At 70.4% G+C, this 20,012-nt stretch carries 19 protein-coding genes; 8 read left to right on the top strand and 11 right to left on the bottom strand.

Annotation, left to right across the window (positions count from 1 at the left end; all coding sequences use genetic code 11):
- Nucleotide 1: 1 nt before the first annotated feature.
- Nucleotides 2-1,357 (bottom strand): S53 family peptidase, encoded by a 1,356-nt coding sequence (locus tag N8I84_RS19530; protein WP_263230732.1) that lies wholly within the window; start codon nt 1,355-1,357, stop codon nt 2-4.
- A gap of 455 nt (nt 1,358-1,812) precedes the next feature.
- Between N8I84_RS19530 and N8I84_RS19525 the strand changes: the two genes are divergently transcribed.
- The 3 genes from N8I84_RS19525 to N8I84_RS19515 all read left to right on the top strand — a co-directional run bounded on the left by N8I84_RS19525 (nt 1,813) and on the right by N8I84_RS19515 (nt 5,314).
- Nucleotides 1,813-2,568: a trypsin-like serine peptidase gene (locus N8I84_RS19525; protein WP_263230731.1), complete on the top strand. Its 756-nt coding sequence runs from the start codon at nt 1,813-1,815 to the stop codon at nt 2,566-2,568.
- Nucleotides 2,569-3,323: 755 nt separating this feature from the next.
- Entirely contained in the window at nt 3,324-4,331 is a 1,008-nt protein-coding gene (locus N8I84_RS19520) for a C40 family peptidase (RefSeq protein WP_263230730.1), read from the top strand.
- A gap of 281 nt (nt 4,332-4,612) precedes the next feature.
- Nucleotides 4,613-5,314, top strand: a complete 702-nt coding sequence (locus N8I84_RS19515) for a phosphatase PAP2 family protein (RefSeq protein WP_263230729.1) — start codon at nt 4,613-4,615, stop codon at nt 5,312-5,314.
- 23 nt (nt 5,315-5,337) lie between these two features.
- Here N8I84_RS19515 and N8I84_RS19510 read toward each other — a convergent pair whose 3' ends face one another.
- Nucleotides 5,338-6,870 carry an FAD-binding oxidoreductase gene (locus N8I84_RS19510; protein ID WP_263230728.1) on the bottom strand — a complete coding sequence of 511 codons (1,533 nt, stop codon included), beginning with the start codon at nt 6,868-6,870 and terminating at the stop codon, nt 5,338-5,340.
- Nucleotides 6,871-7,010: 140 nt separating this feature from the next.
- On the bottom strand, nt 7,011-7,172 hold the full coding sequence (locus N8I84_RS19505; RefSeq protein ID WP_263235062.1) for a hypothetical protein: 162 nt from the start codon (nt 7,170-7,172) through the stop codon (nt 7,011-7,013).
- A gap of 120 nt (nt 7,173-7,292) precedes the next feature.
- Between N8I84_RS19505 and N8I84_RS19500 the strand changes: the two genes are divergently transcribed.
- Nucleotides 7,293-8,135 (top strand): hypothetical protein, encoded by an 843-nt coding sequence (locus tag N8I84_RS19500; protein ID WP_263230727.1) that lies wholly within the window; start codon nt 7,293-7,295, stop codon nt 8,133-8,135.
- A gap of 156 nt (nt 8,136-8,291) precedes the next feature.
- Nucleotides 8,292-8,468 (top strand): hypothetical protein, encoded by a 177-nt coding sequence (locus tag N8I84_RS19495; RefSeq protein ID WP_263230726.1) that lies wholly within the window; start codon nt 8,292-8,294, stop codon nt 8,466-8,468.
- A 10-nt stretch (nt 8,469-8,478) separates the two neighbouring features.
- On the opposite strand, the gene N8I84_RS19490 is transcribed toward N8I84_RS19495, so the two are convergent.
- Nucleotides 8,479-8,835: a metal-sensitive transcriptional regulator gene (locus N8I84_RS19490; protein WP_263230725.1), complete on the bottom strand. Its 357-nt coding sequence runs from the start codon at nt 8,833-8,835 to the stop codon at nt 8,479-8,481.
- A 223-nt stretch (nt 8,836-9,058) separates the two neighbouring features.
- Between N8I84_RS19490 and N8I84_RS19485 the strand changes: the two genes are divergently transcribed.
- The 3 genes from N8I84_RS19485 (at nt 9,059) to N8I84_RS19475 (ending at nt 10,962) form a co-directional block, all read left to right on the top strand.
- Nucleotides 9,059-9,679: a DUF47 domain-containing protein gene (locus N8I84_RS19485; RefSeq protein WP_055490603.1), complete on the top strand. Its 621-nt coding sequence runs from the start codon at nt 9,059-9,061 to the stop codon at nt 9,677-9,679.
- A gap of 7 nt (nt 9,680-9,686) precedes the next feature.
- A complete protein-coding gene (locus N8I84_RS19480; protein WP_263230724.1) occupies nt 9,687-10,685 on the top strand; it encodes an inorganic phosphate transporter in 999 nt (332 codons plus the stop codon).
- 76 nt (nt 10,686-10,761) lie between these two features.
- Entirely contained in the window at nt 10,762-10,962 is a 201-nt protein-coding gene (locus N8I84_RS19475; protein ID WP_200421057.1) for a DUF5988 family protein, read from the top strand.
- A 111-nt stretch (nt 10,963-11,073) separates the two neighbouring features.
- Here N8I84_RS19475 and pstB read toward each other — a convergent pair whose 3' ends face one another.
- The 7 genes from pstB to N8I84_RS19440 form a co-directional block, all read right to left on the bottom strand.
- Nucleotides 11,074-11,850 carry a phosphate ABC transporter ATP-binding protein PstB gene (gene pstB / locus N8I84_RS19470; RefSeq protein ID WP_200421056.1) on the bottom strand — a complete coding sequence of 259 codons (777 nt, stop codon included), beginning with the start codon at nt 11,848-11,850 and terminating at the stop codon, nt 11,074-11,076.
- A gap of 107 nt (nt 11,851-11,957) precedes the next feature.
- Nucleotides 11,958-13,010 (bottom strand): phosphate ABC transporter permease PstA, encoded by a 1,053-nt coding sequence (gene pstA, locus N8I84_RS19465; RefSeq protein ID WP_263230723.1) that lies wholly within the window; start codon nt 13,008-13,010, stop codon nt 11,958-11,960.
- Nucleotides 13,007-14,014, bottom strand: a complete 1,008-nt coding sequence (pstC, locus tag N8I84_RS19460) for a phosphate ABC transporter permease subunit PstC (RefSeq protein WP_263230722.1) — start codon at nt 14,012-14,014, stop codon at nt 13,007-13,009. The genes pstA and pstC overlap by 4 nt, the downstream gene beginning before the upstream one ends.
- 101 nt (nt 14,015-14,115) lie before the next feature.
- Entirely contained in the window at nt 14,116-15,258 is a 1,143-nt protein-coding gene (pstS, locus tag N8I84_RS19455; protein ID WP_263230721.1) for a phosphate ABC transporter substrate-binding protein PstS, read from the bottom strand.
- Between the two features lie 295 nt (nt 15,259-15,553).
- The gene (locus N8I84_RS19450) at nt 15,554-15,991 is read right to left on the bottom strand and encodes an NUDIX hydrolase (RefSeq protein WP_263230720.1); all 438 of its coding nucleotides are present in this window, start codon (nt 15,989-15,991) and stop codon (nt 15,554-15,556) included.
- Nucleotides 15,992-16,059: 68 nt separating this feature from the next.
- Complete coding sequence (locus N8I84_RS19445) at nt 16,060-17,163, bottom strand: CHAD domain-containing protein (protein ID WP_263230719.1); 1,104 nt, start codon at nt 17,161-17,163, stop codon at nt 16,060-16,062.
- Complete coding sequence (locus N8I84_RS19440; RefSeq protein ID WP_390898921.1) at nt 17,144-19,549, bottom strand: RNA degradosome polyphosphate kinase; 2,406 nt, start codon at nt 19,547-19,549, stop codon at nt 17,144-17,146. The genes N8I84_RS19445 and N8I84_RS19440 overlap by 20 nt, the downstream gene beginning before the upstream one ends.
- Nucleotides 19,550-20,012: the final 463 nt, after the last annotated feature.

Raw genomic sequence — 20,012 nt, 5'->3', positions numbered from 1 at the left:
ATCAGCGGGTGAAGGCGTCGATCCCCTCCGGGGTGCCCCAGCCGGTCGGGCCGTCGTAGCCGGACCGGGCCGTGCAGAAGTAGCTGGTGGAGCAGGAGCCGTTGCTGCCGCTGGTGACGTCGTTGAGGGCGGACGTGCCGGCCGCGGCGTACGGGTAGGCGGCCGGGTAGTCGGTGCTGCCCGGGGTGCCGGCCAGGGCGTAGACACCAGCGATGATGGGCGCCGAGGCGCTGGTGCCGCCGTAGGTCACCCAGCCGGTGCCGTCGCCGTAGGTGTCGTAGACCGAGACGCCGGTGGCGGGGTCGGCGACGGCCGAGACGTCGGCGACCATGCGCTTGGAGCAGCCGGAGTCGGTCTGCCAGGACGGCTTGGCGTCGTACGCGGAGCAGCCCGAGCCGGTGCCCTCGGTGCTGCTCGTGTTCCACACGCTCTCGCTCCAGCCGCGGCTGTTGGAGGCGGTGGAGAGCCGGGTGCCGCCGACGGCGGTGACGTACTTGGAGGCGGCCGGGTACTCGGCGCCGTACCCCTCGTCGCCCGCGCTCACGGTGATCGCGACGCCCGGGTGCTTGAAGTACGAGGAGTCGTACGTCGAGTCGGAGGAGGACTCGGAGCCGCCGTAGCTGTTGGAGACGAACTCGGCGCCGAGCTTGACGGCCTCGTTGACGGCGGTGCCCAGGTCGCTCATCGAGGCGGACTTGGCCTCGACGAGCAGGATGCTGCAGTTCGGGCAGACGGCGGAGGCCATGTCGAGGTCGAGGGATATCTCACCGGCCCAGCCGCTGTCGGCGGAGGGGAGGGAGGTGGTGGAGCCGGTCTGGCTGACCTTGGTGAAGCAGCCGTTGTCGGAGGTGCAGTCCGGGAGGCCGTAGTAGGAGCGGTACTGGGCGAGGTCGGACTCGGCGTTCGGGTCGTCGTACGCGTCGACGATCGCGATGGTCTCGCCGGAGCCGTTGCCGGCGGCGGCGTCGGTCAGGCCGTAGGCCGACTGGAGGTCGCCGGGGCCGTAGCCGGTGGGGGAGTCGGAGGCGGCCTTCGGGGAGACGGCCCGGGGCGTGATGCCCTCCTGCTCGGCCTGCTGCCGCTGGAAGGCCGTGATGCCGCCGGTGACGCGCAGGGCGTTGCAGGCCATCTCGCCCTTCTTCTTGGGCAGGGCGCAGGAGCGGGTCCAGGTCACCTTGGATGAGGCGGACGTGGCGGAGGAGGATTTCGCGGACGAGGTCGTCGCCGAGGCGGCAGCGTCCGCTTGGGCCGCGGTGCCGAGGCCGGCGAACACGAGGGCGGCGGTGGCGACGGCGGCCGAGCCCACGCGGCGCCACCTGCCGGGCCTGGCCGACCTGTTGGGGGGTGTCGTACGCAACGTGCGTTCTCCTGAGTCGGATTGACAGGGAAGTGCGTGCGGGTGCGTCGCCGGTTCGGTGTCCCCGGCGACGAGGCGGCGGCCCGGGACGACCCTGACTTGTTGAGTACGCGACAAACAAGAGGCTCCGGAATTCCTGACTCCCGCATTGCCGAACCGAGGTGCCCGCCTTACTGGTCGATGGCCGGGGGATGGCAGGGGCGTGGCGCCGGCTTGACGGGGTTCACAGGGAGGGTGCTGAGGGTGCCGTGCGGGACGGTCTACGCGCATCCGCCTGCAGGGCGGGGCAGGAGGCTTGTTTCGAACTGGAGTTCATCGCACGTGCGTGCAGCGACGGGAAGGGGGAGTTGGTTTGGGCCGAATGCCCCCGTTGAGCTGCGGGAATGCGACCTCATAGAGGAATTTCAGGGTACTCACAGAGTTTTTCTCACCTTTCTGGGCCACAGTAAGAGGTGATGAACCGCATCAGACGCCCCCCTGGCAACCGTCGGCACGCGTTCTTCGTCGCCGTCGTGCTGCTGGCTGCCACGTCCTCCTCCGTGGCGGCGGCCGCCGGCGGTCCCGGACCGCTGGGCGTGACCATGCAGGCGCCGGCCACTCGGGCCAGCTCCCGCATCGGAGCGCTGTTCGGCGAGTCCGGCGGGCTGGAGGGGGGTCACTTCTGCACCGCCTCCGTCGTGCACAGCAAGCAGGGCAACCTGATCGTGACCGCCGCGCACTGCGCGGGCAGCGGCACCCTCTGGTTCGCCCCGGGCTACCGGGACGGCAAGGCGCCCTACGGTGTGTGGAAGGTGACCAGGACCTTCGTCGGTGACCGCTGGAGCGGTGGGCAGGACGAGGACAGCGACGTGGCGTTCGCCACCGTGGAGTCCATCGGCGGCGTCGAGGTCGAGAGCATCGTTGGGGGCAACAAGTTCGTCACCGGGCACGAGACCGGCGCCACCGCCGTCACCGTCACTGGCTACCCCGACTCCCAGGAATCCCCGATCACCTGCACCAACAGGCCGACCGCCCACAGCCGCACCCAGCAGCGCATCGACTGCCCGAGCTTCACCAGCGGCACGAGCGGCAGCCCCTGGGTCAACGGCTACGGCGAGGTCGTGGGCATCCTCGGCGGACACGAACAGGGCGGTTCCACCCCGGACGTGTCCTACAGCGTCGTGCTCGGCCGCGAGGCCGCGGATCTGTACCGGGCCGCGTCGACCGGGTAGCACGGTCCGCGCCGACGGGTAGCGCTACCGCCGCGCCCGGCGCGTCACACCATCGCCGCGTCCGGCGGGTAGCACGACTACCGCGCCCGGCGCGTAACACCACCGCCGTGCCTGGCGGGCAATACCGCCGCCGCGTGTGGCGGGGAGGACCACTGCCGCGTCCGGCGCGTAACACCACCGCCGTGCCTGGCGGGCAATACCGCCGCCGCGTGTGGCGGGGAGGACCACTGCCGCGCCCGGCGCGTAACACCACCGCCGTGCCTGGCGGGCAATACCGCCGCCGCGTCCGGCGGGGAGGACCACTGCCGCGTCCGGCGGGGAGGACCACCGCCGCGCCTGGCGCGTAGGACTACTGCCGCCGCCTGGCGAGCAGGGCCAGCACCGCGCCCGGCGGGTAGCACCGCTACCGCGGCCGGCGCGTAACACCACCGCCGCGCCTGGCGCGTAGGACTGCTGCCGCCACCTTTCGGGCAACACCACCGTTGCGTCCGGTGCGTAGGACTACTGCCGCCACCTGGCAGGCAACACCACCGCCGCGTCCGGTGCGTAGGACTACTGCCGCCACTCGGCCGGCAGGACCACCGCCGCACCCGGCGGTAGGGCCACCGCCGTCATCCGGCGGTCAAAATCCCCGGCCCCTTCCCCGGTGGCCGATCCTCTGCGGTCCACGTCGTGCGGCCAGGGCTTTTCAGGGTCGTCGGACAGCTCTCGCCCCTACACTGACCCTCGGCGTACTCCCGGGCGGCGAGGGGCGGTTGACGGTGCGTAAGGCGTGGATCTGGGCGACCGTAGCCGTCGGTGCCGCGCTGAGCTTCGTGATGCTGCTCGTCGTCGGGGTCTACACGGTCGCCGGGAACCTCGCGAGCGGCATCGGCGGGGGATCCGTCGCCCTCGCCAAGAACGCCGTCCCCGCCGCGTACTCCGCCATCGTGCAGAAGTGGGGCAACCTGTGCAGCGCCATCAACCCCGCGCTGCTGGCCGCCCAGCTCTACCAGGAGAGCGGCTTCAACCCGAACGCCAAGAGCCCCGCGAAGGCCGAGGGCATAGCGCAGTTCATCCCCGGCACCTGGGCCATCCACGGCATCGACGGCAACGGCGACGGCAAGGCCGACGTGTGGGATCCGCGCGACGCGATCCCGTCGGCCGCCTCCTACGACTGCAAGCTCGCCTCCTACGTCAAGGACGAGCCCGGCAACCCGACGGAGAACATGCTCGCCGCGTACAACGCGGGGGCGTACGCGGTCATCCGGTACGGAGGCGTGCCGCCGTACAAGGAGACCCAGAACTACGTCAGGACCATCACCACCCTGGCAAAGAGCTTCGCCGCGCCCGTCCAGCGGCTCGACCCCTCCAAGCAGGCGGCCGGCGCGATCAACTACGCGCAGCAGAAGCTCGGCACCCCCTATCTGTGGGGCGGCGACGGCACTCCGGAGGAGGGCGGACGCTTCGACTGCTCCGGCCTGACCAAGGCCGCGTACGCGAGCGTCGGCATCACGCTGCCGCGCGTCGCCAACGACCAGTACAACGCCGGACCGCACCCCAGCCGCAACGAGCTGCTCCCCGGCGACCTGGTGTTCTTCTCGCACGACCCGACCGATTCCCGCGCCATCCACCACGTCGGGATCTACGTCGGCGGCGGCTACATGATCGATGCGCCGAGAACCGGTGCCGTGATCCGTTTCGACCCGATCGACAACTCCGACTACTTCGGGGCGACGCGTGTCACCGCGGATGGCGCGAAAGCGCTGCCCACGACGGTGTGAATCGGGATGTGAACGGCGCATGGGCGGCTACGGACTGGCTGGAACCTTCCCTCACGCCCACCCCCTTGAGCTGCGAAGACGTGTCTCTCTTCGATAACGTCTGCGTGATCATTCGGTGGAATGCGGAACGTGGGGAACAGGACTGTGCGTTCCTTCTCCCGTAGGGCGTTGACGTACGGCAGCCGGCTCGGCGTGGAGCGGATCTACGACCACGGGGGTGGTGCAGCGGCGCGCGCACGGCGTGTCCGCGGACGGGACGGACGACGAAGGGGCCGCGCACGATGGCTGGACTGGCCGAGTCAGGGTCGAACCCCGACGTCGATCTGCTCTACGACATCAATGGCCTGGCCAAGGAAGCGCCGCACTGGTTCGACCGGGTCATGGGGTTCGTCGGCGAGTGGGGTCTGCTGCTCGCCATGGTGCTGCTCGCCCTGTGGTGCTGGACGAGTGTGCGGCGCAGGGGCGGTGAGGACGCGGCGTCCTCCGTGGCGGCGATCGTCTGGGCGCCCCTGGCCGCCGGTATCGCCGTGCTGGTGAACGTGCCGATCCGGGGCTTCGTGGAGCGCCCCCGGCCGTTCGTCGACCACCAGGGGCTCGACGTCCTCGTCAGCGGCAAGACCGACTACTCCTTCGTCAGCGACCACGCCACGCTCACCATGGCCATGGCCGTCGGACTCTTCGTCGCGAACCGGAAGTTCGGGCTGCTCGGTCTCGGCCTGGCGCTCCTCGAGGGCTTCTGCCGGGTCTACATGGGTGTGCACTACCCGACGGACGTCATCGGCGGCTTCGCCCTCGGCACGGCCGTCGCCCTGCTGCTCTCCCCGCTCGCCACGGCGATGCTCACCCCGGTCATGAAGGCCGTCGAACGCTCACCCCGCGCCGGCCGACTGATCCGGGCCCGCGGTGGGCGTGCCGCGGAGACCGTGATCTCCGGGGCGCGGCGCGAGCCGTCCTGCCCTCAGGACAGGGACCTGGCGGCGTAGGGCTCCCACATGCCCGGGCGCGGTCACAGCGACTGCGGGAATGTGAAGAAGCCGTCCGGGTCGTACCGGTGCTTCAGCTGGGCGAGGCGCGTGGCCGCGTCCCCGTAGTACGCCTTCCGCCAGTTCGACAGGGTCGGGTCCGTGTAGTTCTGGTACGCCGCCCCGGACGCGTAGCCGCGCATCGACGTGTGCGCGGAATTCAGCCAGGACTGCGCGGTCGCGCCGGAGGTGCCGGCCCGCCAGCTCGCGATGTACTGCGCCAGCATCCGCGAACGGCGGTGCACGAACGCCGTCGCCGTCGGCGCCACCCGGTTGACCGCGCCGCCGAGCGCGATGAACGCGACGCTGCCCGCGCCGCCCCGCACCTGTGCGATCTGCCGCAGGAGCGTCTGTATGCCGGCCGCCGGGATCGAGCGGTCGAAGAAGTCGGAGCGGGCCGCGTACGTCTCCCGGCCGAGGGCGCCCTGCGGGCTGCGACCCGGTGTGGAGCCCGGCAGGTGGCACTGGGCGGCTGTGGGGAAGGAGGAGCAGCCCGCGTACGCCTCCATCGCGCCCCGGTAGGAGTGCCGCCGGAGCGAGACGCTGCGTGCCGGGGCGCCGACCTTGGCGGCCAGGCGGTCGACGGCGTTCTGGAGTTCGCCGTAGGTGCCGAGCGAGAAGGCGGCGACGGAGACGGTGGGGGTGCCGCCGTTCTCGAGGTGGCAGGAGGACCAGATCTCGTCGGGCTGGCCGGGGCCCCACTCCTGCCAGGCCCTGAGCACGGCGGCGGCCTTGGACCACGGCCAGGTCAGGTAAGCCGAGACGGCCTGCGGCGCCGGGTGGGTCCTGAAGCGGAGTTCGGTGACGACGCCGAAGTTGCCGTTGCCCGCGCCGCGCAGGGCCCAGAACAGGTCCTTGTTCTCGGTGGCGTTCGCGACGACCTGCTTGCCGTCCGCCGTGACCAGGGTCGCCTGGGTGAGGCTGTCGCAGGTCAGTCCGTACGCCCGGGAGACCACTCCGTGGCCGCCGCCGAGGGTGAGGCCGGAGACGCCGACCGTGGGGCACGATCCGGCGGGTATCGTCACGCCCTTCGCGGTGAGCGCGCGGTAGACGTCGATCAGCTTGGAACCCGCGCCGATGACCGCCTCGCTGCCGCTCGCCCGTATCGTGTTCAGCTTGCCCACGTCGATGATCAGCCGTCCGTCGCCCGAGGACCAGCCGGCGTAGGAGTGCCCGCCGTTGCGTATGGCGACCTTGACGCGGTGCACGCGCGCGTACTCCAGCGCGGTGCGGATGTCGTCGGTGTGCGCCACGTACGCCACGGCCGCCGGCTTCAGTCCGTCGAAGCGGGTGTTGTACAGCTGCCGGGCAGTGGGCCAGGCGCGGTCGCCGGGGCGCACCAGGGTGCCGTCCAGATCCCTGGCCAGGGCCGTCCAGTTGGCGGGGGCCTGTGCGCCGGCGCTGTCCGTCCGCAGGGACGTGCCAGTGCCGGCTGAAGCACCGCCGCTGCACGCGGTGGTGGTGACCGTCGCCGCGAGCGCGGCGGTGGCCCCGCCGATGAACGTACGCCGTTGCATGTGCGCCTCCCTTGGGTTCCGCAGAACGAGACGGGGGCTCGTCGCGGAGGGTTGCGCAGGTGAGTGCCACAGAATCGCTACAGGGCGAGGACGGTGTGGACGCGTCTGTCCGAAGGGGCAACCGGAGTTCGGGGACACCTCTATCCGGCCCCGTGCACCTCCGCGTCCGACCTTGCCAGGCTGCGGGCTCTGCGGGCCGGCCCCCGCCAGCCGCAACTGCACCGGGCCACACAGAAACGGCCCTGTTCGACCGTTGTCGTGCGGTGCTCCTCGGGGCCGGTGGCGATGTCCTGCTGCTCCACTCCCACAAGGTTACCCAGGGCAAGTGAATTGCCGAAGGCACGCGTGACGGGTCCTCCTACCCGTCGTTAACCGGAACGACAGGAGGGCACCGGGACGGACCGGCTGGGGGTAGGCAGGCGATGGTGGTGCGGCAGCGCGGTCGGGTCGGTGCGGCGGTCGTCGCGACGGTGGGGCTCCTGGTCTGCTCGCCCTCGCTCACCGGCTGTGCCGGCGACGGGGCCGCCGCCGAGGACGCGCGCTCGGGTACGGGCGCCGTCCAGGCGCTGCACCAGGCGGCCGCCGCCCTGGTGCGCGCCGGCAGTTCCAAGGCGCGTACGTCGATGGAGATGGCGACCGGCGGCACCCGGGTCACCATCCGCGGCGAGGGGGTCTACGACTACCGGGGCCGGCTCGGGCGGCTGACGGTGACGCTCCCTCAGGACCCGGCGGGCGCCGACGAGCACCGCCCCATCACCGAACTGCTCGCGCCGGGCGCCCTCTTCATGAAGAACCGGGGTGCCGGGGTGCCCGCCGACAAGTGGGTGCGGGTCGACACGGCCACGCTCTCCGACGGCAACCTGGTCACCGGCGGCGCCACCGACCCGTACACGGCCGCGGAGCTGCTGCGCGGGGTGCGGAAGGCGACGTACGTCGGCAGGACCCGGATCGGCGGGACCCCGGTGCGGCACTACCGCGGGGTCGCCGACATCGGGCTCGCGGCGCGCGACGCGTCCGCCGGGAGCAGGAAGGCGCTCCAGGCGGCGGCGAAAGGGTTCGCCACAGCCGAAGTCCCGTTCGACGCCTACCTCGACGACGAGGGGCGCATCCGTGAGGTCCGCCACCGGTTCAGCTTCGTGGGCGGGCGGCAGAAGACGCCGGTGGCGGTGGCCTCGACCACGGTGCTGTACGACTTCGGGGCCCCGGCCGACGTACGGCTGCCGGCGTCCGGGGACATCTTCGCCGGGAAGATCGCCGAGCAGTGAGGTGCGGGCGCGGGGCCGGTCGTGGTGCGGGCGAGCGGCCGGAAGTGGCGCGGTTGAGGGGGCCGGAAATGGTCCGTCCGTGCCATGCGCCGCCCGGGGGCCGCTCCCTACGCTAGGAAGCCGGCCCCGGGAAGTCGGTGACGGCAGAAAGAGGTGATGCACGTGGCTCCGGTCGGCGGTACGGCAGTACAGGACCACGTGGCCCTCGCCGAGATCGAACTGTGCGGTGACCTGATCATCGCGGCCTCGGCCGCGGACGAGGACAGGCTGAGTCTGGAAAGCATCGACGAGGTGCTGAGGGTGGCCGAGGAACGGGACGCCTCCGGCGAGTGAGCCGCCGTCGTCAGGTACGCAGCAGGCGGCCGATCGCCTTCGTCGCCTCCTCCACCTTCGCGTCGATCTCCGCGCCGCCCTTGAGTGCGGCGTCCGCGACACAGTGGCGCAGATGCTCCTCCAGCAGCTGGAGTGCGAAGGACTGCAGGGCCTTGGTGGAGGCCGAGACCTGCGTGAGTATGTCGATGCAGTACACGTCCTCGTCGACCATGCGCTGCAGGCCGCGGATCTGGCCTTCGATGCGGCGCAGGCGCTTGAGGTGCTCGCCCTTCTGCTTGTGGTAGCCGTGGATGCCGCGGTCGTGATCGGTCACCACGGCGTCGGTGCCCCCCGAGGGCGCTGTCGCGCCGGCCTCGGTCGTCGTCATCGCGTCCTCCTCGTGCCCCGCTGCGGAGAGATACCCCCCACGGGTATATGGTAACGAACTTTGCTGGGTATACGGCCCTTGGTCACTGCCCGGCCACCTCCGCAGTGCCCCCGTGAGGACCACACTGTCCGATGGGTGACACTGGAGGACGGCCCCTTAGCCGTGGCCGGAAGATGCCCTTAGCATCAGCCTGACCGAAACCGAAGCACCCCGAGGACCCCACGTGCGCTTTCGTCTGACCCCCAGGGAGACGAGCTTCTACGACATGTTCGCCGCATCCGCGGACAACATCGTCACCGGCTCGAAACTCCTGATGGAACTGCTCGGGGCGGACGCCTCCGCCCGGGCCGAGATCGCAGAGCGTATGCGGGCCGCGGAACACGCCGGTGACGACGCCACGCACGCGATCTTCCACCAGCTGAACTCCTCGTTCATCACGCCGTTCGACCGTGAGGACATCTACTCCCTCGCCTCGTCCCTCGACGACATCATGGACTTCATGGAGGAGGCCGTCGACCTGGTCGTCCTCTACAACGTCGAGGAACTGCCGAAGGGCGTCGAGCAGCAGATCGAGGTGCTGGCGCGGGCTGCGGAGCTGACGGCCGAGGCGATGCCGAACCTCCGCACGATGGAGAACCTCACGGAGTACTGGATCGAGGTCAACCGGCTGGAGAACCAGGCGGACCAGATCCACCGCAAGCTGCTGGCCCACCTGTTCAACGGCAAGTACGACGCGATAGAGGTCCTGAAACTCAAGCAGATCGTGGACGTGCTGGAGGAGGCCGCGGACGCTTTCGAGCACGTGGCCAACACCGTGGAGACCATCGCGGTCAAGGAGTCCTGAGGCGTCCATGGACACCTTCGCTCTCATCCTGACCATCCTGGTCGCACTCCTCTTCGCATACACCAACGGCTTCCACGACTCCGCGAACGCCATCGCGACATCGGTGTCGACGCGGGCGCTGACCCCGCGGGCGGCGCTGGCGATGGCGGCGGTGATGAACCTCGCCGGCGCCTTCCTCGGCAGCGGCGTGGCGAAGACGGTCAGTGAGGGGCTGATCCAGACGCCCCAGGGCGGCAAGGGGATGGGGATCCTCTTCGCGGCACTGCTCGGCGCCATCGTCTGGAACCTGATCACCTGGTACTACGGCCTGCCGTCGTCCTCGTCGCACGCGTTGTTCGGCGGACTGGTGGGCGCGGCCCTCGCAGGCGGTACGGCGGTGCACTGGTCCGGCGTCGTGGACAAGATCATCACCCCCATGTTCCTGTCGCCGGTGGTGGGCCTGGTCGTCGGCTACCTGGTGATGACGGCCATCATGTGGATCTTCCGCCGGTCCAACCCGCACAAGGCGAAGCGCGGCTTCCGGATAGCGCAGACGGTGTCGGCCGCGGGCATGGCGCTCGGCCACGGTCTGCAGGACGCGCAGAAGACGATGGGCGTCGTGGTGATGGCCCTGGTCATCGCGGACGTCGAGAAGTACGGGGACCCGATCCCGGTGTGGGTGAAGCTCGTCTCCGCGGCGATGCTGTCGCTGGGCACGTACGCGGGCGGCTGGCGCATCATGCGCACGCTGGGCCGCAAGATCATCGAACTGGACCCGCCGCAGGGGTTCGCGGCGGAGACCACGGGGGCGTCGATCATGTTCGCGACGGCGTTCCTGTTCAAGGCGCCGATCTCCACGACGCATGTGATCACCTCGGCGATCATGGGCGTGGGCGCGACCAAGCGGGTGAACGCGGTGCGCTGGGGCGTGGCGAAGAACATCGTCCTGGGCTGGTTCATCACGATGCCGGCGGCGGCGCTGGTCGCGGCCACGGCGTTCGGGCTGATCGACCTGGCGTTCCTGTAGGGACGCGGACTCCGGTGGCACCGTGCCGGCCCGTGGCTCGAGATGCGGGTGTCGGCAGGGTGGCAAAACTGGAGTTATGGGTAGCAAGGCACTTCTTGAAGGTGGACCCGAGGAACTGGCCGGGAAGGTCGTGCCGGTTGTTCCTCCCGGCCAGGAGCTCAAGATTCCGCACCGTGGTGGGTACGAGCACTACAAGGTCACCACGCGTCATCAGGATGTCGAGGCGCAGAACGTCACCGTCTACCGGTGGTGGGAGCGTACGGAAGTGGCCGAGTAGCGGCCCGGGACACGAGCGGGCCCGCCCCCGGGAGCCAGGGGCGGGCCCTCTTCGGCCTCGCGGTGGCACCGCCATGCAGCACCGCGAGGAGTCTTCGGACGGACCGCCGGATCAGCCGAAGCGACCCGAGATGTAGTCCTCGGTCGCCTGGACCGACGGGTTGGAGAAGATCCGCTCGGTGTCGTCGATCTCGATCAGCTTGCCCGGCTGGCCCACGGCCGCCAGGTTGAAGAACGCCGTGCGGTCCGAGACACGGGCCGCCTGCTGCATGTTGTGCGTCACGATGACGATCGTGAAGCGCTCCTTCAGCTCGCCGATCAGGTCCTCGATGGCGAGGGTGGAGATCGGGTCGAGGGCGGAGCAGGGCTCGTCCATCAGGAGCACCTTCGGCTCCACCGCGATCGCCCGCGCGATGCACAGACGCTGCTGCTGACCACCGGACAGGCCGGAGCCCGGCTTGTTCAGGCGGTCCTTCACCTCGTTCCAGAGGTTGGCGCCCTTGAGCGACTTCTCGACGATGTCCGCCAGCTCGCTCTTCTTGTAGTTGCCGTTCAGCCGCAGACCGGCCGCCACGTTGTCGAAGATCGACATCGTGGGGAAGGGGTTGGGGCGCTGGAAGACCATGCCCACCTCACGGCGGACGGAGACCGGGTCGATCCCGGAGCCGTACAGGTCCTCGTCGTCGAGCAGCACCTTGCCCTCGACGCGCCCGCCCGGCGTCACCTCGTGCATACGGTTGAGGGTGCGCAGGAACGTCGACTTGCCGCAGCCGGAGGGGCCGATGAACGCCGTCACCGACCGCGGCTCGATCGACATCGAGATGTCCTCGATCGCCTTGTGGGAGCCGTAGTAGGCGGTGAGCCCGCTTACGTCGATTCGCTTGGCCATGACTACTTCACTTCCAGAAAGTCTTGATCGGTCGCTGTATCGCCCCGCCCGGGCGGAGCCGGAAATGGTCGCCTCAGCGACCGGCCACGCGGCGGAGCCGCACATTGTCAGCGCGGGGCCTTCCAGCGGGCGATGCCGCGGGCCAGCAGGTTGAGGATCATCACGAAGGCGATCAGCGTCAGCGACGCCGCCCAGGCCCGGTCGTACGCCGCGTTGGCGCCGGCACTGTTCGCGTACTGCTGGTAGATGTACAGCGGCAGCGACTGCTGGGCACCCTCGAAGGGGTTGGCGTTGATGAAGCGGTTGCCGAACACCAGCAGCAGGACCGGCGCGGTCTCACCGGCGATACGGGCGATCGACAGCATGATGCCGGTGGTGATGCCGCCGATGGAGGTGGGCAGGACCACCTTCAGGATGGTGCGCCACTTCGGGACGCCGAGCGCGAGGGACGCCTCGCGCAGCTCGTTCGGGACGAGCTTGAGCATCTCCTCCGTGGAGCGGACCACGACCGGCATCATCAGGATGGCCAGGGCGAGCGAACCGGCGAATCCGAAGGGCTCCATCTTGAAGATCAGCATCAGGCTGAGGATGAACAGACCCGCGACGATCGACGGGATACCGGTCATCACGTCGACGAAGAAGGTGACGGCCTGGGCGAGCCTGCCGCGCCCGTACTCCACCAGGTAGATGGCGGTGAGCACGCCGATCGGCGCACCGATGACGGTGGCGAGGCCGACCTGCTCGAGGCTGCCGAGGATGGCGTGGTAGATGCCACCGCCGGGCTGGGAGTCGGGGACGACGCCCATCGAGTGGGTCAGGAAGTAGACGTCGAGGACCTTCACACCGCGCGAGACGGTCGTCCACACCAGGGAGACCAGCGGAATCACGGCGAGCAGGAAGGCCACCCACACCAGGGAGGTCGCGATCCGGTCCTTGGCCTGACGGCGGCCCTCGACGCGCGCGGCGATGGCGTAGGTGCCGAGCAGGAAGAGGATCGCGGCGATCAGGCCCCACTGGACGTGGCTCGTCAGACCGGCGGCGGCGCCGATGCCGCACGCCACGGCGATCGAACCGGCGGCGATGGCCCACGGGGACCACTTGGGCAGGCGGGCGCCGCGCAGGGTGCTGGGGCGCTTGTCGGCGACAAGTGCGTTGCTCATGCGTTGGCCCCCGAGTACTCCTTGCGGCGGGCGATGATCACGCGGGCCGCGCCGTTGACCAGCAGGGTGATGACGAACAGGACCAGACCGGAGGCGATCAGCGCGTCACGGCCGTACTCCGTCGCCTCGTTGAACTTGCTGGCGATGTTCTGGGCGAAGGTGCCGCCGCCCGGGTTGAGCAGGCTGCCGTGGATGAGGAAGTCCGGGGAGAGCACGGTGGCGACGGCCATCGTCTCGCCGAGCGCGCGGCCGAGGCCGAGCATCGAGGCGGAGATGACGCCGGAGCGGCCGAAGGGCAGCACCGCCATGCGGATGACCTCCCAGCGCGTGGCGCCGAGGGCGAGAGCCGCCTCCTCGTGCATGCGCGGGACCTGGCGGAAGACCTCACGGCTCACGTTGGTGACGATCGGCAGGATCATGATCGCGAGCAGGATGCCCACGGTGAGCAGCGAGCGCGGCGGGCCGCCGTCCCAGGACAGGATGCCGGTCCAGCCGAGGTAGTCGTTCAGCCAGCTGAAGAGGCCGGTCAGGTGCGGTACGAGGATCAGGGCGCCCCACAGGCCGTAGACGATGGACGGCACGGCGGCGAGCAGGTCGATCACGTACGCGATGGGACCGGAGAGCCGGCGCGGGGCGTAGTGCGTGAGGAAGAGCGCGATGGCGACCGCGATCGGGACCGCGATGACCATGGCGATGATCGAGGAGACCACCGTGCCGAACGCCAGGACGGCGATGCCGAAGACCGGCGGAATCGCTCCGGTGTTCCACTCGAAGGTGGTCAGGAAGTTGCCGTGGTCCTTGCTGATGGCCAGGTAGGCCCGGTAGGCGAGGAAGACCGCGATCGCGGCCATGATCACCAGCAGCAGGATGCCCGACCCACGGGACAGACCGAGGAAGATCCGGTCTCCGGGCCGGGTGGCGCCGCGGGCCGCACGCTTCTGTTCGGCCACGGACGGCTGTGGGGCGGGGGGAGGGGCTTGTGTGTTTTTTGTTGATATGTCCATCGGGATCTCCGGTCTGCGGAGCCGCGCTCGTGGCTCGGCTCCAGGCGGCGGTGCACCGGACGGTGCGGCCCGGCCCCGCGGGACCGGGCCGCACACTCAGGTCAGCTCAGGCCCTCGATGGTGGTGCGGACCTTGGAGATGATCGCGTCGGGGATCGGCGCGTAGCTGTTCTGGGTCAGGATCGACTGGCCGTCCGTGCTGGCGATGTAGCCCAGGAAGGCCTTGGTGGCGGGCAGGGTGTCCGCCTTGTTGCCCTTGTCGCAGACGATCTCGTAGGTGACCAGGACCATCGGGTAGGCGCCGTCGGCCTTGGTGGTGTAGTTGAGCTTCAGCGCCAGGTCCTTGCCGGTGCCGACGACCTTGGCGTCCGCGATGGCCTTGCTGGCGGCGTCGGTGGAGGGCTTGACCGGGGAGGAGGCGCCCGTGTCGATGGCGGCCGTGGTCATGTCCTTGGCGTAGGACAGCTCGAAGTAGCCGATGGCGCCGGCGGTCTGCTTCACCTGCTGGGCCACACCCGCGGACTGCGGAGCGGACTGGCCGCCCGGGGCCTGCCAGGCCTTGCCGCCGGAGTACTTGCCCCAGACGGAGGGGGCCGCGGCCTTCAGGTACTTGGTGAAGTTGTCCGTGGTGCCGGACTCGTCCGAACGGTGGAAGGCCGAGATCTTGGTGGACGGCAGCTTGGCGTTCGGATTCAGCTTCTTGATCGCCGGGTCGTCCCAGGTCTTGATGTCGCTGTTGAAGATCTTGGCCAGCGTGGTGGCGTCCAGGACCAGGTTGTCCACGCCCGGCAGGTTGTAGCCGACGGCGATCGGGCCGCCGACCATCGGCAGGTCGATGCCCTGGCCGCCACCGGTGCAGACCTTCTTGGAGGCCTCGACGTCTTCGGGCTTCAGCGCGGAGTCGGAACCGGCGAAGGCGAGCTGGCCCTGGGTGAACGCGGTGACACCGGCACCGGAGCCGCTGCCCTTGTAGTTGATCTGCACACCCTGGCAGGCCTGGCTGAACGCGGCCGTCCAGGCGTCGATCGCGTTCTTCTGCGCGGAGGAGCCGTCGGCGAGCAGCTGACCCTTGGCGTTGTCGCACTTGATCGAGCTGGTGTTGGCCACACCCGCGGAGGCGCTGCTGCCGCCGCCGCTGCTCTTGGAGCCGGTGTCGTCGGAGCCGCACGCCGTGAGGGCCAGGGCGCCGGAGACGGCGAGAGCACCGAGGGTGAGGGCCCGCCGGTTCATGCGCTGAAGCTTCACTTTCGGGAGTTCCTTCCAGGAGCCGCCGTCCTGATTCGGCGGCGTGCGAGGGGTGGGTGATGTGGGCGCGCAAGCGAGGCGCGCCCGCCACCTGGTAAGGCCGAAATTAGGCAGATCAGGTGAAGGCGCCTATGGCCGAAAGTGAACTGGGGGTGAACCCCTGCGGACGGTGTGGTTAGGTCACGGAACGCTTACGTCGAGGACACGGGGCGATCCCGGATTCTCCTCGCGACCTTCTTCACTCCACCCAACCGCCCGGATCGGCTCATGTCGGGCGCCCGCCTGCCCGCATGTGTCATTCCGTGACGGGTGTCCGAGCGGTCGGCTGTTCCAGTACCCGCAGCAGCGTGTCGACGAGTTCCTTGTCGCGGGGGTGGGTCAGGCGGTGGCGGGCCGCGGCCGGGGGGAGCCACAGGACGCGGTCGACCTCGCGGCTGGGGGCGAAGGAGCCGCCCGTCGCCTCGGCCGCCCAGTAGTGGACCTGCTTGGGGCGTCCGCCCGCCAGATAGTGCGCGGTGGGCAGGGCCGCGCCGGGCGCGGCGGTGTAGCCCGTCTCCTCCGCCACCTCCCGCAGCGCTCCCGTGAGCGGGTCCTCGCCGCGCTTCAGCTTGCCCTTGGGGTGGGACCAGTCGTCGTACTTCGGCCGGTGCACCAGACAGATCTCCAGGGCGCCGTCGACGGGCGAGCGGCGCCACAGGACACAGCCCGCCGCACGGATGGTCTGCTCGGTCATCGGGTGCTCCGGCTCCTCTCTGACGCACACGGTGCACGCCCCTGTGAGCCCTGCCGTCCCTGCGCCGTCTACGGAGTACCGACCGCCTGTTTCTGCCACGACTGCTGGAAGGCGAAGCGGGCCGCCTCCACCTCGTGGCGCTGGTCGGCGTGCAGCACGCCCAGGGCGTACGCCGTCGCCGGTGCGATGCGCGGGGTGCGGGCGGCCGCGGCTGCCGCGGCCGCCGCCTCCGAGGCGTCCCGGTGCCGGTCGAGGGCCTGCCCGGCCGCCGGCAGCCGCACGTCGACCGCCGCGTTCTCGCCGTACCGCCCGTACAGCACTTCACGCGCGTAGCGGTGCAGCCGCAGCAGCAGCCGGACCTGGTGCCAGGGGCCGTCCTGCGGGTGAGGGGCCGGTTCCGGGGACAGGCCGTGGACGAGGGCCTCCGCGTTGTACGGGTGGCCCGCGGTGACCAGCGGCAGCGCGGCCACCGCGTCGGCCAGCCGCTCCTCGGCCGCCGCGGCCGGCGCGCGCAGGTCGGCGGTCGCCGCGGCCGGGGTGAGCGGGACCTCGCTGGCGAGGACGGCGACGCTGTCCGCCACCGCGTGGAAGCGGCTGGAACCGAGCGCCTGCAGGGCCGCCGAGTGGGCGCGGGTGCGGGCCAGGGTGAGCTGGCGCTCCAGCAGGGCGCCCGCCTTCGCGGCGCCCACGGTCAGGTTGCCGCGCTCCGGAACGCCGGCCCGGCCGCGCGGACCGGCGCCCTCCGCCGCGCCGGTCGTCTGCGCGGGGAAGGCCGAGGAGCCCGACAGCCGGTGCAGGGCGATCAGCAGGCGGTCGAGCCGGGCCGCGTACGCGTGCTCGCGGGCCAGCGTCCCCGACACCCAGGCCAGCTCCGGCCGCATCGCCTCGGACCACTCGGCGTCGAGGAGGGCGCGGAACGTGTGCAACGTGCCGCTGATCCGACGGGCCGAGCGGCGCAGCGCGAGCACGGCATCGCCGGAGTCCTCCGTACCGCCCTCCTCCCCCGTTCTCGACTTCGCCCGAGCGGGGGGACCCCCGTCACCGGCCTCCCGGTGCCGGCGCAGCGAGCGGAGGAACTCCGTGGCCTGGTCCCGCAGGTACTCCGCGAGGGCGTCCCCGGACACAAAGCCGGCCGTGGGGTCGGTGGGGGGATCAAGGTGTTGCTGTGCCACGCCGGCGCCTCCGGGCGTCTATGAGCATCTCCTGGATGTTCGGCAGGGGCTGGCCGTCGGCGTCGAAGGCGTGCCTGATCCACTCGCCGTCCGGGCCCAGGTGCCAGGACGAGGTGGTGTCGGACATACCGGTCTCCAGGAGCCGGTTGAGAGCGGCCCGGTGCGCCGGGTCGGTGACCCTGACGAGTGCTTCGATACGGCGGTCGAGGTTGCGGTGCATCATGTCGGCGCTGCCGATCCACACCTCCGGCTCGCCGCCGTTGCCGAAGGCGAAGACGCGGGAGTGCTCCAGGAAGCGGCCGAGGATGGACCGTACGCGGATGTTCTCCGAGAGTCCGGTCACGCCCGGGCGCAGCGCGCAGATGCCGCGCACCCACACGTCGACGGGGACGCCCGCCTGGGAGGCCCGGTAGAGGGAGTCGATGACCGCCTCGTCCACCATCGAGTTGACCTTGATGCGGACGGACGCGGGCCGGCCCGCCCGGTGGTGCTGGATCTCCTTGTTGACCCGCGAGACCAGACCGTCGCGCAGGGACTTGGGCGCGACCAGCAGGCGGCGGTAGATCTCCCGGCGGGAGTAACCAGACAGCCGGTTGAACAGGTCGGACAGGTCCGCGCCGACCTGCGGGTCGGCGGTCAGCAGCCCCAGGTCCTCGTACAGACGTGCGGTCTTCGGGTGGTAGTTGCCCGTACCGACGTGGCTGTAGCGGCGGAGCGTTTCGCCTTCCTGCCGCACCACGAGCGACAACTTGCAGTGGGTCTTCAGCCCGACGAGACCGTAGACGACGTGGCAGCCCGCCTCCTCCAGCTTGCGGGCCCACTTGATGTTGGCCTGCTCGTCGAAGCGGGCCTTGATCTCGACCAGCACGAGGACCTGTTTGCCGGACTCGGCGGCGTCGATCAGCGCGTCGACGATCGGAGAGGTCTCCGAGGTGCGGTACAGCGTCTGCTTGATCGCGAGGACGTCCGGGTCGGCGGCGGCCTGCTCCAGGAACGCCTGCACGGACGTGGAGAAGCTGTCGTACGGGTGGTGCAGCAGGACGTCCCGCTCGCGCAGCGCGGCGAAGATGTCCGGCGCGGACGCCGACTCGACCTCGGCGAGGTCACGGTGGGTGCCGGCGACGAACTTCGGGTACTTCAGCTCGGGCCGGTCGAGGTTGGCGAGGCCGAAGAGGCCGGTGAGGTCCAGCGGGCCGGCCAGCGGGTAGACCTCGGCCTCGGAGATCTTCAGCTCGCGCACCAGCAGGTCGAGGACGTAGCGGTCGATGGACTCCTCGACCTCCAGGCGCACCGGCGGGCCGAACCGGCGCCGCATGAGCTCCTTCTCCAGGGCCTGGAGCAGGTTCTCGGCGTCGTCCTCCTCGACCTCGAGGTCCTCGTTCCGGGTTATCCGGAAGGTGTGGTGCTCCAGCACCTCCATGCCCGGGAACAGCTCCTCCAGATGCGCGGCGATGACGTCCTCGATGGGGACGTAGCGCTGCGGGGACGCCTCCAGGAAGCGCGAGAGCAGCGGCGGCACCTTGACACGGGCGAAGTGGCGGTGGCCGGAGACCGGGTTGCGCACGACGACCGCGAGGTTCAGGGACAGGCCCGAGATGTACGGGAAGGGGTGCGCGGGGTCCACGGCGAGCGGGGTCAGCACCGGGAAGATCTGGTGCCGGAACAGGGTGAACAGCCGCGCCTGCTCCTTGTCCGTCAGCTCGCTCCAGCGGACGATGTGGATGCCCTCCTCCGCGAGGGCCGGGGCGACGTCCTCCTGGAAGGTGGCGGCGTGCCGGGCCATCAGCTCGCGGGAGCGGGCCCAGATCATCTCCAGCACCTCGCGGGGCTGGAGGCCCGACGCGGACCGGGTGGCGACTCCCGTGGCGATACGACGTTTCAGGCCCGCGACCCGGACCATGAAGAACTCGTCCAGGTTGCTGGCGAAGATCGCGAGGAACTTCGCGCGCTCGAGGAGCGGCGTGTTCGGGTCCTCGGCGAGCTCGAGGACACGCTCGTTGAACTGGAGCCAGCTGCGCTCGCGGTCCAGGAAGCGGCCCTGGGGCAGCTGGGCGCCCTCGGCCTCCTCGTAGGCGTCGAGGTCGGCGTCGAGGTCGGGATCGAGTCCGGAGACCGCCGCGGCCACGGTGTGCGGGCGGTGCGCGGCGATGGAACCCACGGAGGGCTGCTGGTTCTGCATGTTCGCGCGACCCGAGGGCTCTCCCTCGCGGGGGGTGGCGGGGGACGGGTGGACCGGCGCCTGGGCGTTCTGCTGGCTCATAAACCCATTCTTCCGCGCCGAACGGGTGACGGGCGCGTCGGAAAGACCGGGCGGCAGCGAGCGCGCACGGTCCGCACCGGCCCGGTTCTCCGGGGGCGGCGAGGGCTCTGGCACGGCGGCGTTCATTGACCGAGCGTCGCAAGCCCGTCTGAATCAATGGTTACGGCGACATGACGTGCGGGATAGCGGGGGGCGGCCCGGGAACATCGCCCCCGCCGCCCCTACCCGTCCCACCCCCGGGGGCTCCGCCCCTTCAACCCCGCCAGGGCCTCCGCCCCGGATCCCGACGGGGACTGCGTCCCGTGCACCCTTAGCGGGGCTCCGCCCCTGCACCCTGCTGGGGCTCCGCCCCTGGACCGCGCTCGGGGCTCGGCCCCGGATCCCGACGGGGACTGCGTCTCGTGCACCCTTAGCGGGGCTCCGCCCCTGCACCCTGCTGGGGCTCCGCCCCAGACCCCATCCGGGGGCCAGCCCCCCGGACCCCTGCTCCTCGAACGGCGGAGGGGCTGAATTTCCGCCGGGTCGGCATCACTCAGCCCGTCTGGGGGTCCCCCCTGCTCGAAGAGCTCGGGGGAGTTCGAGGACGAGG

Source organism: Streptomyces cynarae, from assembly GCF_025642135.1.
GTDB classification, from domain to species: domain Bacteria; phylum Actinomycetota; class Actinomycetes; order Streptomycetales; family Streptomycetaceae; genus Streptomyces; species Streptomyces cynarae.
This window is presented reverse-complemented; position numbering and strand designations above follow the sequence as displayed.

Bases quoted from the DNA above. Each gene is read 5' to 3' on its own strand.
- N8I84_RS19525 (WP_263230731.1), top strand. From the start codon at position 1,813: ATGAACCGCATCAGACGCCCCCCTGGCAACCGTCGGCACGCGTTCTTC.
- N8I84_RS19515 (WP_263230729.1), top strand. From the start codon at position 4,613: ATGGCTGGACTGGCCGAGTCAGGGTCGAACCCCGACGTCGATCTGCTC.
- N8I84_RS19510 (WP_263230728.1), bottom strand. From the start codon at position 6,870: ATGCAACGGCGTACGTTCATCGGCGGGGCCACCGCCGCGCTCGCGGCG.
- N8I84_RS19500 (WP_263230727.1), top strand. From the start codon at position 7,293: ATGGTGGTGCGGCAGCGCGGTCGGGTCGGTGCGGCGGTCGTCGCGACG.
- N8I84_RS19495 (WP_263230726.1), top strand. From the start codon at position 8,292: ATGCACGTGGCTCCGGTCGGCGGTACGGCAGTACAGGACCACGTGGCC.
- N8I84_RS19490 (WP_263230725.1), bottom strand. From the start codon at position 8,835: ATGACGACGACCGAGGCCGGCGCGACAGCGCCCTCGGGGGGCACCGAC.
- N8I84_RS19480 (WP_263230724.1), top strand. From the start codon at position 9,687: ATGGACACCTTCGCTCTCATCCTGACCATCCTGGTCGCACTCCTCTTC.
- N8I84_RS19475 (WP_200421057.1), top strand. From the start codon at position 10,762: ATGGGTAGCAAGGCACTTCTTGAAGGTGGACCCGAGGAACTGGCCGGG.
- pstB (WP_200421056.1), bottom strand. From the start codon at position 11,850: ATGGCCAAGCGAATCGACGTAAGCGGGCTCACCGCCTACTACGGCTCC.
- pstA (WP_263230723.1), bottom strand. From the start codon at position 13,010: ATGAGCAACGCACTTGTCGCCGACAAGCGCCCCAGCACCCTGCGCGGC.
- pstC (WP_263230722.1), bottom strand. From the start codon at position 14,014: ATGGACATATCAACAAAAAACACACAAGCCCCTCCCCCCGCCCCACAG.
- N8I84_RS19450 (WP_263230720.1), bottom strand. From the start codon at position 15,991: ATGACCGAGCAGACCATCCGTGCGGCGGGCTGTGTCCTGTGGCGCCGC.
- N8I84_RS19440 (WP_390898921.1), bottom strand. From the start codon at position 19,549: ATGAACGCCGCCGTGCCAGAGCCCTCGCCGCCCCCGGAGAACCGGGCC.